The organism is Natronobacterium texcoconense (assembly GCF_900104065.1).
GTDB classification, from domain to species: domain Archaea; phylum Halobacteriota; class Halobacteria; order Halobacteriales; family Natrialbaceae; genus Natronobacterium; species Natronobacterium texcoconense.
Window position 1 is genome coordinate 892,985 of record NZ_FNLC01000001.1, and the last position, 14,365, is coordinate 907,349.

12 protein-coding genes, 1 tRNA gene and 1 pseudogene are annotated in these 14,365 nt (G+C 61.5%); 4 read left to right on the forward strand and 10 right to left on the reverse strand.

All coding sequences use genetic code 11. The features are described from left to right. Positions 1–13 precede the first annotated feature (13 nt). Complete coding sequence (locus BLR35_RS04565; protein ID WP_090378012.1) at positions 14–1,150, forward strand: hypothetical protein; 1,137 nt, start codon at positions 14–16, stop codon at positions 1,148–1,150. A 21-nt stretch (positions 1,151–1,171) separates the two neighbouring features. Here BLR35_RS04565 and BLR35_RS04570 read toward each other — a convergent pair whose 3' ends face one another. From BLR35_RS04570 to BLR35_RS04600, 7 genes are read right to left on the reverse strand one after another with little or no spacing between them, the layout of a single operon-like run. Beyond that, entirely contained in the window at positions 1,172–1,981 is an 810-nt protein-coding gene (locus BLR35_RS04570) for a DUF7289 family protein (RefSeq protein ID WP_090378015.1), read from the reverse strand. Further along, positions 1,978–2,463: a DUF7266 family protein gene (locus BLR35_RS04575; RefSeq protein WP_090378018.1), complete on the reverse strand. Its 486-nt coding sequence runs from the start codon at positions 2,461–2,463 to the stop codon at positions 1,978–1,980. The genes BLR35_RS04570 and BLR35_RS04575 overlap by 4 nt, the downstream gene beginning before the upstream one ends. Continuing rightward, positions 2,460–2,900: a hypothetical protein gene (locus BLR35_RS04580; RefSeq protein WP_090378021.1), complete on the reverse strand. Its 441-nt coding sequence runs from the start codon at positions 2,898–2,900 to the stop codon at positions 2,460–2,462. Before BLR35_RS04580 ends, BLR35_RS04575 begins: the two co-directional genes overlap by 4 nt. Continuing rightward, positions 2,894–3,541, reverse strand: a complete 648-nt coding sequence (locus tag BLR35_RS04585; protein ID WP_090378024.1) for a DUF7288 family protein — start codon at positions 3,539–3,541, stop codon at positions 2,894–2,896. The genes BLR35_RS04580 and BLR35_RS04585 overlap by 7 nt, the downstream gene beginning before the upstream one ends. Positions 3,542–3,545: 4 nt before the next feature. Continuing rightward, positions 3,546–4,097 carry a DUF7287 family protein gene (locus BLR35_RS04590; RefSeq protein WP_090378027.1) on the reverse strand — a complete coding sequence of 184 codons (552 nt, stop codon included), beginning with the start codon at positions 4,095–4,097 and terminating at the stop codon, positions 3,546–3,548. 1 nt (position 4,098) lies between these two features. Next, positions 4,099–6,165 carry a type II secretion system F family protein gene (locus BLR35_RS04595; protein ID WP_090378030.1) on the reverse strand — a complete coding sequence of 689 codons (2,067 nt, stop codon included), beginning with the start codon at positions 6,163–6,165 and terminating at the stop codon, positions 4,099–4,101. Further along, a complete protein-coding gene (locus tag BLR35_RS04600; protein WP_090378033.1) occupies positions 6,162–9,944 on the reverse strand; it encodes a type II/IV secretion system ATPase subunit in 3,783 nt (1,260 codons plus the stop codon). The genes BLR35_RS04595 and BLR35_RS04600 overlap by 4 nt, the downstream gene beginning before the upstream one ends. 387 nt (positions 9,945–10,331) lie before the next feature. Between BLR35_RS04600 and BLR35_RS04605 the strand changes: the two genes are divergently transcribed. After that, positions 10,332–11,564: an acyl-CoA dehydrogenase family protein gene (locus tag BLR35_RS04605; protein ID WP_090378036.1), complete on the forward strand. Its 1,233-nt coding sequence runs from the start codon at positions 10,332–10,334 to the stop codon at positions 11,562–11,564. Positions 11,565–11,752: 188 nt separating this feature from the next. On the opposite strand, the gene BLR35_RS04610 is transcribed toward BLR35_RS04605, so the two are convergent. Beyond that, positions 11,753–11,825, reverse strand: a tRNA-Arg gene (locus tag BLR35_RS04610). 13 nt (positions 11,826–11,838) lie between these two features. Next, complete coding sequence (tatA, locus tag BLR35_RS04615; RefSeq protein WP_090378039.1) at positions 11,839–12,132, reverse strand: twin-arginine translocase TatA/TatE family subunit; 294 nt, start codon at positions 12,130–12,132, stop codon at positions 11,839–11,841. A gap of 308 nt (positions 12,133–12,440) precedes the next feature. Between tatA and BLR35_RS04620 the strand changes: the two genes are divergently transcribed. Both BLR35_RS04620 and BLR35_RS04625 read left to right on the forward strand, forming a co-directional pair. Beyond that, a complete protein-coding gene (locus BLR35_RS04620; protein ID WP_090378041.1) occupies positions 12,441–12,920 on the forward strand; it encodes a redoxin domain-containing protein in 480 nt (159 codons plus the stop codon). 65 nt (positions 12,921–12,985) lie between these two features. Beyond that, complete coding sequence (locus BLR35_RS04625; protein WP_090378043.1) at positions 12,986–13,798, forward strand: HD domain-containing protein; 813 nt, start codon at positions 12,986–12,988, stop codon at positions 13,796–13,798. Positions 13,799–13,899: 101 nt separating this feature from the next. Here BLR35_RS04625 and tnpA read toward each other — a convergent pair. Beyond that, positions 13,900–14,357: pseudogene (gene tnpA / locus BLR35_RS04630) on the reverse strand (IS200/IS605 family transposase). Positions 14,358–14,365 lie beyond the last annotated feature (8 nt).

Consider the following 14,365-nt stretch of genomic DNA (forward strand, 5'->3'; position numbering starts at 1 on the left):
GACCGGGTAACCGATGACCGACTCCCGACCCGATCCCGTCGACCTCCGCTCGTTTGTCGCGCGTTCTCGAGCAGTCGTCGACGCCTCCTCGCCAGTGACCGCCGAAGAGACCTGCCGATGGCTCGTCGAACCGCTCCTCGAGGCGCTGGGCTGGGACGTTCGGGACGACTGTACGACCGACGGCTCGGTCGCGCAGACGCGTCTCGAGTACGTCCTTTCGGTCGACGGCGTGCCGGCCGTTTTCGTCGCCGTCGAGTCGACTGACGACTCGCTTGCGGCATCTCGAGCGAACGGGATCCGCGAGGCGATGGCTCGAACGGGTGTCGATCGCGCGATCTATACGAACGGGTTGGACTACCTCTTTCTCGCGGGAACTACAGAGGACGAGGCCGAGCGGCTGGCCTGTCGACTCCCTGCGCTGGCCGAGTACGAATCGGCACTCGCCTACTACTCGCGCCCGGTCCTCGCGGAGCGATTCGAGCGTGCCGACCGGTCGTTCGTCGCCCGTCAACTCGCCGTCGAACGGACGACACTCGCCGACGCGATTACCGACGAACTGAATCGTGTCGTCGATGGAGCGGACGCGTACGCCGACGAGTTCGAATCGGCCACGGATCGATTGCTCACGGAACTGCTCGAGACGGTTTCGAACGGGACGGCGCAGTCGGGAACCACTCTCACGTTCGAGGAAGCGAGTAGTACACCTGACGCGACGCGTGACAGTGAGTCGGAGACTCCTTCCAGCGCGACGTCCCAGGGCAGTGAGGGCGACGAAAACGACAAATACAGCGAGGACGACGAAGACGGCGAATACGTCGTCCGATTCTTCAACGATCGCGGCTCGATCGGTGCGATCGGCCACTCGAGTTCCGAACAGGCACTCGTCGCGACCGCGGAATACCTCTTCGAGCGCGGGCTCTCGGGCGTTTCCCTCCCCTGGAGTCCGGACGACGACGCGCCGACCGTCCTGAACGACGACCCGATCCGTGCCGACGGAACCCCGATGGCCGCCCCACGAGAACTCTCGAACGGCCGCTCCCTCGAGACGGCTGGCGACGTGTCGACCCGTGCAAAACGGGCCAAAGCACTCGCCGCTCGAGCGGGACTCCGGGCGATGCTGACGGGTGACTGGAGCGACGAGGCACAGTAAGAGAGCGTCTCTGGCCGCCGATCAGTACTCGACGTCGACTTCGACGACAGTGACGACGACCTCCTCGGCGTCGGTACAGACGCCGATCACGTCCTCGTCCGGGTCGTAACCGCCGTGTTCGGTGGCCTCCCAGCCACCAGCAGTGAGTGCGCCCTCCCACGCACGCTCGTATTCGGTCTCGTCGACGGCAATCGCGACGGAATCGTCGACGTCCACGAGACGTGTGTGGCGATCGGTTTCGGTCATCGTCACGCCGAGACCGGTGTGGCTCCGGATGGATCGATCCGTCGAGTCAACGACGGCGAGCGTCACGACCGCCGTCTCGCTGTCGGCCCGACACTCGAGAAGTGGTTCCGAAAGGAGGACGCTCCCGCCGTCGCTCGCCCTGACGAGCCCACCGCCCTCGTACGCGACCGTCTCCGACTCGTACTCGTAGGCGAACTCGCCGACGTCGAACCTCCCATTGTCGGCACTGCGGGAGAACGGCTCATCGGCCCCGATCGGATCGCCATCGACCGAGACGTTCACCACGGTCCCGGAACTGCCTGCCGTCATCGTTCCTTCGCGAAGCGTCAGTTCGCCGTATCGCTGGTCGATCCCGTCGTATCGCAGGACGTCGTTGAAATTCTCCGTGAGCGCGTCCATCGCACGCTCGGCGTTTGCCAGCTGTTCGACCTCCTGGTAGTCGTCCATCGCCTGGAAGCCCGTCACCGACAGGAGTGCGACCGACGTGAGAATGATGCCGAAGACGAGGACGAACGCGACGACCTCCGAGACACCCCGATCGTCTTTCCCGAAGGTTCCGACCGATTCGCTCTCCGCTCGAGTCATGGCCGATCACTCTCGATGCTGATCTCGTTCTCTTCGGAGACGATTTCGATCGGTCCGCCGATAGCCGAACTCTCCTCGACGTCCGCGTCGACGACGAGCGGCACGTAGACGGTCGCGTCGTGGTCGTCCGCAGTTAACTGTAGACAGTCAGTCGAGCCATCGAGCAACGGCGCATCGGCGCACTCGGATTCGGGTAACAACTCGACCGTATACCCCGTATTCGCGACCTGTCTCGGGTGGTCGGCAGTCATCGTTACCGAATCGTCCTCTTCGTTTGCGATCCGATCGACGTTCGATATCTCGTCTGCAAGTCGCTCGCCGATCGTCTCGAGTGAGTTCTCCGCGGAGCGTTCCGTCTCGGACTCGAGCATCGTACTGGCCCCCATCAACAGCATCCCGATGAGGATCGTCGTGATACCGATCGTGAGGACGTGCGTGACGGCGACCGAGACGCCGCGGTCGGCGGTGCTGGATCCGATCATGATTCGTCCGGGCAGTTCTCTGCCCCTGGTTCGATTTCTCTCGTCTGGGTGTAACTCAAATCGTGTGAATCGTACGTGATCGTCACGTTTACTGAATCGGGGGGATTCGTCTCTGTGACTTCGATATCCGCCACTGCTGGCGTCGACTGAGCAGTTAGGTTCCGATAGCTATTGCGCAACCGATCGATCTCGGCGTCGAAGTCGTCTTCTAGCGTTCCGTTCTGTTCCATCGCGAGCAGACAGCCGACGCTTTGCTCGATCTCGAGACCGGTCACCTCCTCGTTGCTCGCGCTTTGACTCGTCGAACTCGAGGAGATCGTCTCTGTGTAGAGAACGCCGTTGAACACGACGACGACGCCCAGAATGATGAACGCGAGTGCAATCGCACCGATGAGGATGAGTTGTCCTCGCGTCTGCTCTCGACGACGATCTACCATACGATCACCCGGACTTCGACGACGTTGTACAGGCTGGAGTCGTCATCGTCGTATTTCGACGGAATCGTCGGCGGTTCCGTTTCGTTGATAGGGTCGTCACTCTCGTCGGACGTGACGGTCTGCCCGTTGTACAACGTAACGGTGTAACTCGCAGTAACGGCGTCAGCGGACGGGCTTCCCTGGTAGACGAGTGTCTGATTCTCCCACTCGAGGTCCTCGCTCGGTCCGGTGCTGGCGTTTGCATACTGGAGTTCGACGTTGTAGTTCTGGCCGTCCTCGGTGAATCGATCGTTCAATATCTCGCCCAGGGTGAACTCCTCGGCGAACCGATCGGCGCTGTAGACCTGCTGTCCCGGGCCACGCTGGTCGGTCTCCGCGAACCCACCGTCGTCGTCCCAGTACCGGAGCATGTACGAGAGATCGTCGTCGGCGGCGCTGGAAGCCACGACGAGGGCGTCCTGAGCTTCTTGCTGGACCTGGCTCTGGATTGCTCGATCCGCGGCTCCGCCGGTCGTCGGCGTGATCACCACCGACTGCAACGCGAACAGGACTGCCATCAGGACGATCATCGCACCGATGAAGCCCTCGAGGGTGTAGGCCTGCCCGCGGTCGTCGTCCGAACGTGGAGGTTTCACTGTCATGGTGTCACCAGATCCTCACGACGAGTCGATAGGCGGGTTCCTCGTCGTCGATTTCGTCTCCCGCGACCGAGACGATGCGGGCGGAACTGGCCGCCGGCTGATCCTCGTACTCGACACCGATCGGGTCGTCCATTTCATCGACGGGCGTCCGATCCAGATACTGGAGTTCGACGTTTATTCGGTCGACGAGAACGTCGCCGTCGTCGACCGTTCGGAGACCGAACTTTTCGGCGAACTCGGCGTCGTCCCACTCCGAGTACTCGTTGAGCAACGTGTGGTCGTCTATTTCGTTCGGCCCCCCGGTCGAGAGGTTCTCGACGATTTGGTCCGCGATTCGATCCGCCTGTGCCGTCTCCGCACCACCCGTCGCGGTATCGTACGGCGTCAGGATCGACGGGAGGAACGCGAAGACGAACGCGATCGCGAGGATGAAAATCCCGATTCCGACTGCGAAGTCCTGGGCCGTCTGCGCCCGTTCCTGTCGAACAATCGCCGATCGGGACCGCCTTTCGTCCCCTCGAGCGTGCTCGCCGTCTCGAGTGTGCTTCCGGATCATGTCAGGCCACCAGCGACCAGCCGACGAGTGCGATCGTCGCCAGTGCAACTGCGTATTTCAGGCCGCTCAGAATGTTCGCGTCCCGGATGTAGCCACAGATGAACCCGGAGATGATCCCCTGGAGAGTCACGGCGTGGAAGAACAACACCGACAGCATGTCGACGTCGACGTTGTCGCTGAGATCGGCCTCGGCGAGTTCACCTGCTCCGCCCCCGGAACCGGCTGTATCGGCGGTTCCGCCGGCCTCGAGCCCGGCCATCGTATCGATGAACTGGGTCTTGAGGATCGCGATCACCGCGAGAACGGTCATGAACGTCATGATGATGATGACGACCTGCATCCGGGTTCGCGACTTGCGTTCCCGTTCGATGTCGTCGTGGTTCTCGCTGGCGCGTGCGGCCGTCCGGAGCACGTCGGTGATCTGATTGGACGCTTCCTGAGCTTCGGTGATGAGTCGCGTCGTCCGGGCGAGTCGCGGGATGTGGTACTTGTTGTTGAACTCGATGAGCGCCTCCTTCAGGCTCGTCCCGTAGTTGACCTTCGTGTGCATCATCTCGAACTCGCGGGCGAGCCGGCCGCTCGTCGTGTCCGCGACGGATTTGAGCGACTCGAGCAGCGTCAACCCGGTGTCGTTCGCACTCGAGAGTTTCCGGAGGTCTTCGGAGAGCTGGTTGACGACGGCAGTCCGGTGGCGGACGTTCCACTCCCGGAAGATCGCAAGCGGGATCGCGATCACGTACAGCGGGATGTAGATGTAGACGAACGTCCCCCAGATCGGGTTGGCTATCATGCCGTTCCAGGAGGTCGGGACCGAGCCGGTCATCATTGCGGTCGCGACGATGACCAGCGACACTGGAACCGTGACCGCAAGTGTGAGCAAGGGATGGTCGCGGAAGAAGACGTGTGGCCGCCGCAGGACTTCGACCGTCTCGTGTGTGCCTTCCCGATTTTTGATCCGGGAGAAGACGCTGTACTCGCCCGTGAACTGCTCGACGAGCCCGAGGTCGAGGACCCCACCCTGGTTGTCCGCCTCGGTTCGAGCGTTTCCGTTGCCCATCGAGAGGTAGCCGTCGCCCGGTTCGTCGTGTTTGACCGTCGATACCAGGACGAGAAAGCCGATCCCGGTCAGGGGTATCAGCGCGTAGACGGTCAGATACAGCATCTCGTTGCTCACGGCCGCCTGCGGAATCATCTGCATCACGACCATGATGATAATGAGCAAGAGCGGGAACAGCGACAGCGTCATGTACATCTCGCCGAACAGCTCGAGCGTCTCGAGAGTCAACTCCTGTTCCTGTTTGGTGGTGCGCATGTGTTTTTCCTTCTTGTCCTCGAGGAAATTTTCCATGTCACCGCCGCTGTTGACGATCGAGAGCATGTCCGTCAGAAACTGCGAGAGTTCGTCGCTGGGTGTCTCGAGCGCCTGCTTCCGGATCGCAGTCCGGTAGTCGACGTCGAAGTACTCGGTCTCGTTGACGATGCTCTGGAACTCCCTTGCGACCTCGCCGTAGGTGTCGTCTGCTTCGGCCATCGCCTCGATGATCTCGAGCTGGTTCAGGCCGCCGACCGACAGCGCGTACATAAAGGAGACGGAGTCGCTCAGCAGCATGTTGATCTCGCGTTTGCGGGCCGAGGCACGCGAGTACGGGATCGCGGCGAGCGATCCGAATCCGATCGCGAAGCCGATCGTTCCGAACACGAGCCCGGTGAAAAAGACGAGCGCGGGGACGCGAAGCGTCTCGATGAGTTCGATGACCGTCTGGTTCTGTAGCGGCATCCCGAACGCGTCGACGGTAACGAGGCCGGTCGCGAAGATGCCGTAACCGAGGGTGAGACCGATAAACCACAGCGCCAGTCCGCCGATGAAGCCGACGCCGAGCGCCCGCGAGAGGTAGAGCTCGACGGTGTCGGTCATCCGCGCCTGGGCGAGTTTGGTTTCGAGGTCGGCGACGAACTCGCTGTCCTCGCTGAACAACCGATCGTACAGCGGGTAGAACGCGTCACCGAGCCCGTCCGAGCCGCCGGTTCCGCCGCCAGCAGGTGTCCCGTCGTCGGCTTCGAGACTCATGCGTCGGTATCCTCGTCGTCGGGTTCGTCTGTCTCGTCGTCGGTGTCCTCGCCGGCTCCGAAGATGGACTCGTCGGGCGGGGATGGCCGATCACCGAACACGGAATCGCCGTCCGACCTCGTATCGTGCGTTTCCCGGAAGATCGACGACGTGTCGTCTTCCGTATCGCTGCCGAAGATCGACGTGGCCTCCTCTCTCGAGTCCGACGCATCGGTGTCGGGATCGTCGTCCGATCCCGGTTCGTCGCCACCGAGGTCGATCGTGGGTGGTTCGCGCTCGCCACTGGTTTCCGCTGGCCGATCGCCGGCTTCCGAGCGAGAACCGTCGCCGCTCGAGCCATCCTCGACGGATGCAGCGCCCGGATCGTCGCCATTGGCGGCATCAGCCGTCGGTTCGTCGCCCATCTCGAACGGCTGTGACTCGCTGGCCGAGCCACTACCGTCGTCTTCGTCCGGTTCCGGTGCGGTCGTCTCCGCGTTCGGCGATGCGTCGTCGGTCGACCGGTCGGATTCGGCCGTGGAGTCGGTGCGGGAACTCGAGCTGAATCCGCGCTCGTCGACGGAAAATACCGGCTGTCCGGTGTCACTGGTCGCGTTGGAGGAGTCGTCCACTCCGGTATCGGTCATCTCGTGGATCTCGTCGAGTGTTTCGTCGATGTCGTCGAACAGGCCGGCGAAGTCCTCGTCGTCGGGTTCGTCGGCCGGCTGGTGTGGCGAGTCGTCGTCATTTCTCGCCTCCGGTTCCGTATCCGTCGTGGACTCGTTCGAGGCCTGCTGGACGATTTCCGTCGGGGGCGCACTCTCGAAGGGATCGTCGTCCTCCGACTCCGCGTCTGCCATGTTGAACCCGCCGGCGACGGGTTTCGTCTCGGTCGTCGACTCCGTCTCGGACGCAGCCACGAGATCGGTTCCAGGTTCGTCGTCGCCGCCGGCTGACGCGTCGGCCGTCGGTGCGGCGTCGTCGTCGGCCGCGCCGACGTCGAATCCACTGTCGTCGGTCAGCCACGCCGGGGAATCGTCGACGGCTGTTGTGGCCTCGACGGTGTCGCCGGTGTCGAAGCCGGGCGCGTCCTCCGGTGGCGCCCAGTCGTCCGTGTCGACGCCGTCGTCGGCACCCGGTTCGAACGGGGCCGCCTCGTCCGTTCCGTCTTCGTCGTCGGCTCCGACCTCCACCACGTCTTCTTTCTCGGCGTCGACGTCGCCGAGCGCGCTCGCGAGCCCGCTCGGTATCTTGCCGCGATACTGTTCGAACAGCGACTCCTCGGCGCGCTCGAGGATGTCCGTCGCAGTGCTTTCGACCTCCGGTGTTGCATCGGGACGGGGGACGAGTTCCTCCTTCTCCGGATCGACGTCGATGAGGACGCTCTCCATCTCCCGGAGGTCCTGGAGGCTGTCCTCGAGTTTCTCGTTGGCGATGAGCGTGAGGATCGTATCGGGATCGTTGATGAAGGCCTGGACCGTCGCGGCGACCTCCGCGTAGGTGTTTAGACCGTTCTTGATGAGATAGGCGAGGATGACCTCGCGTTTGAACAGTTCCTGCTCGAGTTTCTCGCGGCTCCAGCCGCGGTCGAACTGGATCTCTTCTAGAGTGTTCGAGTCTCCCATCTTGAGGAACTCGTCGGTCTCGGCCTGCCACTGGTAGACGTCCTGGACGTTGATCTCGTCGTGTTCGGCCTCGTAGTGGTTGATCTCCGTCAGGGACTTGTTGCGACGAACCTTCTGTCCCTGAACCCGGGTCTGGGTCTGGATCGAGACCAGATCCAGCGCGGTGAACATCGTCTTCGAGACGTTGATCGGGTCCGTCGTGAACCGCTTGAGCACCTCGTCGACGGAGTCGGCGTGGAAGGTCGTGTAGGTGGTGTGGCCCGTCGACATGACCTGGAACAGCGTCCGGCCCTCCTCGCCGCGGATCTCACCCATGACGATGTAGTCGGGACGCTGACGCAGCGCGGCCTCGAGCAGGTCGAACTCGTCGACGTCGCCCTGTTCGTCGTCGGAGAACGAGGGACGGGTCACCGAGGCAATCCAGTTTCGCTGTGGCAGTTCGACCTCGCGAGTGTCCTCGATGGAGACGATTTTCGCACTCGAGGGGATGAAAAGCGAGACGGCGTTCAGCGAGGTTGTCTTCCCCGAGGCTGTCCCGCCGGCGAAGATCAGGCTCTTGTGGTTCTCGATGCAGAGCCAGAGGAACGCCATCTCGTCGAGCGAGAAGGTATTCCAGTTGATGAGGTCGATCGGCGTGAAGGGGACGTCCTTGAACTGACGGATCGTGTAGTTGGTCCCGTGGTCGGAGACTTCCTTGCCGAGGGTCAACTGCGCGCGTGAGCCGTCGGGCAGAGTCGCGTCGACCTGCGGGAGGCGTTTGCTGATCCCCTTACCCGACCGCTGGGCGAGTTTGACGACGAAGTCGTCGAGTTCGTCCTCGCCGTGGTAGACGTTCGAGATGATCTGTTCGTACTCCGAGTGGTAGACGAAGACCGGCGAGTTGTAACCGTCACAGGAGATGTCCTCGACGTTGATGTCGTGTTTGATACCGTCGATGCGTTCGTAACCGATGAAGTTCCGTTTGAGCAGATAGAGGAGTTTCTCGACCTGATACTCGTTTAACGTGTCCGGGTCCTCCTCGAGGATGATTGGTTCCGGACGAACCGAAATCCCCTCGAGTGCGTCCGGGTTCGCGTCGATATCGACGTCATCGTCGTCGTTCAACAGGCCTTTTATCTTCTCGAGGAGGCCGCGTTCCGTCGTGTCGATTCCGCTGCTGGTGCCCTCGAAGAGGTCGTACCGCTGCAGTAGCCGTCGGGCCTCGTCTTCGATGACCGTCCGTCGGCCGTCCGCGTCCGCCTGCTCTTTGACCCCGTCGTCGGAGTACTTGATCGTCGTCTTGAGCTTTCCGGAGAGAAACTCCTGTAGTTCCGTCTCTATCTCGTTGAGATACGGCTCGACCACGTAGTACTTCTTCTCGTTTTCCTTCTCGGAGTGGAAGATAACGACGTAGGCGTAGGGTTTGTTCACCCAGTACCGCTCCATCTCGCGGAAGTGGCGTTTCTTCTCGAGCGGCACCGCCTTCTCGAGGTCGTACCGGTTCGCGAGCGTGGTCGCACCGGTCGCGGTCGAGAAGAACTCGTCTTCGTCGACGTCTTCCTGGACGTTGACCGTCCGTTCGTCGACGACGTCCTCGAGTTCCCTCGCGATGTTCCCGGCTTTCGCGAGTCGGTCCTCGGTGTCGTCGGGATCGAACCCGAGCGCGTCCTCCTCGTCGTGGCGGATTATCTCGCCGCTGGCGTCACGGGGTCTGCTGCCGTCGTCCTCGTAGTAGTACTCCCACTTGTAGTGTTCCCACGTCCAGACGTCCTTGACGACCGGCGTCGTCTCCGGATCGGCGTACTCGAGAAACTCCGCCTCGAGCAGGTCGTGGTTGTCGCCGGCGATCGGCAACACGTGGTCTTCGACGTCGTCAGGGTGGTAGCCGAGAAAGGAGCCCGGATCGAACGAAACGGCGTCCCAGTCGTCGCCGCTGGGGACGTCCGGTTCGATGTCCTCGTCGGTCTCGAGACCGAGCTGGTCTCCGGCGTGGGGGTCGTCGGGATAGAGTGTGGGGACTTCGTCGCCGTACCCGTACTCTTCCATGAACTCCGCCCACGTGTACGCCCCAATGCGAGCCGACGACCGCTCCTCCGCGTCGCCTTCGGGGGGTCGTTCCGCCTCCGACGCAGGTTCAGACGCCTCGCCCTCGGAGAATTCCCCGGCGTCCGACCGGTCGGCCTCGTCAATAGCCATTGAATTCAACCAAAAACTCGGCCTTCAAAAAGGTCACGTAACCATTACCACATCTGATAACGAAAATCGGATTCGTGCGTTCCGGTACTGAGCCTGACGATTACGTCATTTCAACGATAAAACCTACAGACATTTCCATCGGATACCTGACCAATAATATAATAATGGCAACAAGAATTCTCGAGATCGTACGAGCTGAATCTCGTGTGAAAAGAATTCACGACGAGTTTGGGCCGTTCTCCGACAGAGATAGTTCCGCGAGCGGCCGAAAACGTAAATTCTGTATCTTATTCTCGCATCTGGTCGCACGATGTTAACTCGTAGTGCCCGTTCACTTTCAGCTGGCAGCAAGAAACTATACCTGTCGCGAACTGAAACGTAGGGCATATGCAGTACGCTGACTCAGACCGGGCACGAGAAGTCGCTGACCGTGCCCAGGCGTTGATGGAAGAGGTCGTCCTCCCACGGGAGCGTGAACGCGCCGGCGGCGTCCCGATCTCGAGTGGCACCGTCGCGGAACTGCGGGAAGCCGCCCGCGAATACGACGTCTACGCGCCACAGATCCCCGAGGAATACGGTGGGATGGGGCTTGGCTTCCGGGACTCGCTTCCGGTGTTCGAGGAAGCCGGCCGGAGCATCCTCGGCCCGGTCGCGATGCGCGTCGACGCCCCCGACGAGGGGAACATGCACCTGCTCGAGATGGCCGGCGACGACCTCCAGAAGGAAACCTATCTCGAGCCGCTGGTCGCCGGCGAGATCAAGTCCGGGTTCTCGATGACCGAGCCGATGCAGGGAGCCGGCTCGGACCCGAAGATGATCCAGACGACCGCCGAAAAGGACGGCGACGAGTGGGTCATAAACGGCCACAAGTGGTGGACGACACAGGGCCTCGACGCCGACGTCCTGATCGTCCTCGCGCGGACCGACGAGGATGCCCACCCCTACCAGGGCTGTTCGCTCTTTCTTGTCCCCGCCGACGCCGACGGCGTCGAAGTCGTCCGCGACGTGCCCCACATGGGCGGCTCGAGCCACGGCATCTCCCACGCCGAGATCCTGTACGATAACGTCCGCGTTCCCGAAGAACACCTGCTCGGCGAACTGAACCAGGGCTTCTCCCACGCGCAGGCGCGCCTCGGGCCCGCGCGTTTGACACACTGTATGCGCTACTCGGGAATGGCAAAGCGTTCACTCGAGATTGCGAAAGCCTACACGAGCGAACGCCAGGGATTCGATTCGTCGCTCTCGGAGAAACAGTCGCTTCGCCACCGCATCGCCGACGCCGAAACCAGACTCCACGTTGCTCGGACGGCGATCCGGGACGCCGCCGATCGGATCGTAGCGGGCAACGAAGCGCGCGTCCCCGTCTCGATGTGCAAGGTGTTCACCGCAAACGCCACCCAGGACGCAATCGACCTCGCAGTCCAATGTTGTGGCGCGAACGGCATCGGCAAGGACCTCCCGCTGTCTGACTTCTACGAGGCAGTCCGCCAGTTCCGCATCGTCGACGGCGCCGACGAAGTCCACCGCCGCGTCATCGCGCGCGCCGCGTTCGAGGACGTCAGCGAGGAAGAACTCGAGCCGCTGACCCGCTTCGGTGAGCCCAGTCGTCCGGACGAGTGAGCTACTGACTCGAGGGACGTGACTGGCCAGTCTGCTCGAGAATTTGAAGAAGGGGGGGTGTAGCCCCCTGTCCGGGCGTGGCGGAATTCGAACTACGCCCGAGAACCTGCTCACTACGTTCGCAGAACCTCGGTCTAGTTCGAATCCGTCAGTGCCGCTTACACGGCTCACTGGCGTTCGCCGGTAAGCGGGCGTGACGGGATTTGAACCCGCGATCAGAAGGTTAGGAACCTCCTGCCCTCTCCGCTAGGCCACACGCCCCGAGAAAAATCCGTTAGTTGGTTTCCGTTTCGGTTTCCTCTTCGTCGGTGGTGACCGGTTCGGTGTCGACGAAGTCCTCGTCGTCCTCGTCGAGTTCGTCGAACTCCCCGGTTTCACGCATTTCTTCGAGTTCCGTTTCGACCTTTTCACGCCCCTTCTGGAATTCGCCCATCGCTTCGCCGGTCGACCGTGCCAGCTTCGGGATCTTGTTGGCCCCGAACAGCAGGATGGCGATGAAAAGGATGATCAGTAGTTCCGGACCCCCGGGTACGCCGGGGATGAACAGCGGTGCGATTTCGACTACCATCTCTATGCGTGGCTTACCCGCTGGCAATTATAACCTTTTTGGACCGCTCAGTTGAACAAGAGTCCACGATACTCCTTTCCGAGCGTGAATTGGGCCCTACCATCGGCCACACTGTTCTCTTCGAGACGATTTTTCCGGATTGATGTATAGTAACAACCGCAACTATTTACACACTGATCGCACGACAGCTGTGCGATCAGGTGTGGATTGACTTGCAGTGGCTACTATAGCTATGCGGCAGTTCTTCCCAATAGCTGACTCATCCGTGAACGAAACTGTCTTTCCTTTCTGACCGAAACTAGCTGACGATGGTAAACACAGGAGACGCTGCACCCGACTTCACTGCACCGCTCGCGAACGGCGACGTCGACTCTTTCACGCTCTCCGAGCGCCTCGAGGACGAAGCACCGATCGTCCTCGCGTTCTTCCCCGGCGCCTTCACGAGCGTCTGCACCGCGGAGATGTGTACGTTCCAGGACCGTCTGTCGGCCTTCGATGACGTCGACGCGACCGTCTACGGCGTCAGCCGCGACTCGCCGTTCACGCTCAACGAGTTCCGCGCACAGAACGAACTCGAGTTCGGTCTCATCAGCGACCTCAACCAGGAGATCGTCGACGACTACGACCTTGCGATGGACTTCGACGACCTGGGCGTCTACGGCGTCGCGAAGCGCTCGGTGTTCGTGATCGACGCCGACGGCGAAGTCGCGTACGCGTGGGTTAGCGACGATCCGGGCGTCGAACCCGAGTACGCCGAAGTCGAGGACGCTGCAGAGGACGCAGCCTGAGAACCGCCCGCTTCTCGTTTCCGTATCCCCGCAGAGTTTTTTTAGACAGCAACCGAGATTCGCCTATGAGCGATTCTGCTGCCAACGACGATGCTCGACGTGTCTACTCTCCCGACGACGACCACGCGTTCCCCGACGAGAAGCTAAACCGCGTCCTCGAGTTCGTCGACGACGACGAAGAGATCCAGACGTACCTCGAGGCACAGAACGTCAACGCGGTCGACCGGATGCAGTACAACGATCACGGCACGAAACACATCGAGATCGTCCGCAACCGCGCGCTGTGTCTCTACGACCTCCTGAAGGCGGGTGGCGTCGAGTTCCACGCCAGCCAGCAGGGACTGGCCGAGGAAGACGAGTCGGTGATCATCGCGCTCGCGGCGACCTTACACGACGTGGGCCACGTCGTCCACCGGGACGAACACGTCTACTACTCCATTCCGCTCGCAGCCGACATCCTCGATCGCGTCCTGCCCGAATTCTACGACGTCGCCGAGACGGTCCGGATGAAAGGCGAGGTGCTGCACGCGATCCTCTGTCATCACACGGCGGAGACGCCGCTGACGACGGAAGCGGGCGTCATCCGCGTCGCCGATGCGCTGGACATGGAGAGCGGTCGCTCGCGCATCCCCTACGAACACGGTGGCCGCGGGATCAACACGCTCTCGAGCCAGGCAATCAAGCGTGTCTCCTTGCACGAGGGCGAAACCCGGCCGGTGATGGTCGAGATCGCGATGACAAACGCCGCCGGCGTCTACCAGGTCGACAACCTGTTAAAAGCGAAACTCGAGGACTCGGGACTCGAGGACGAGATCCGGATCGTCGCGGTCAACACGAACGAGAACCACGAACAACTGGTCGAACGGATCGAACTCTAAATGAAAAGCAGCGCGAGTTCCCCGCCCTTCCGAAAACCTGCGGTTTTCGGCTTTCGCAAATCTTCGATTTGCGTCAACACCGTGGGCGGGGGTGAAGCGTGTCACTCCGGCGCGTGTTCCGTCTCTTCGATATACCGTTCAACCACTTCTTCCGACACTGTTCCCGTCGTCCCAACGTAGTATCCGACCTTCCAGAATCCGCCGCCCCAGAAATACGACTCCCGAATCTCGGGATACCGCTCCAGCAAATGCTTTCCAGAGTACGACTTGAATTGCCGAGCGATGTTCGCAGGGCTGTACTTCGGGTCTGTTTGCACGAACAGGTGAACGTGGTCGTCCGCAATCTCAACGCCAGAATCTCGTGACCGAAGTGATCAGCAGTCTCACCAATCAACTCTTGAACGTCGTCCTCCACTACATCGAGAACCGAGTGTCGATACTGAGCGGGATCGGAGATCCCGCGAGGTACGCAAAGCTTCGCTTTGCTTGACTTCGGACACCACACGAAGTGATACTTGCAGGAACTAACCGAATGTGCGTGACTCCGATACTCTTCCATCCCTAATC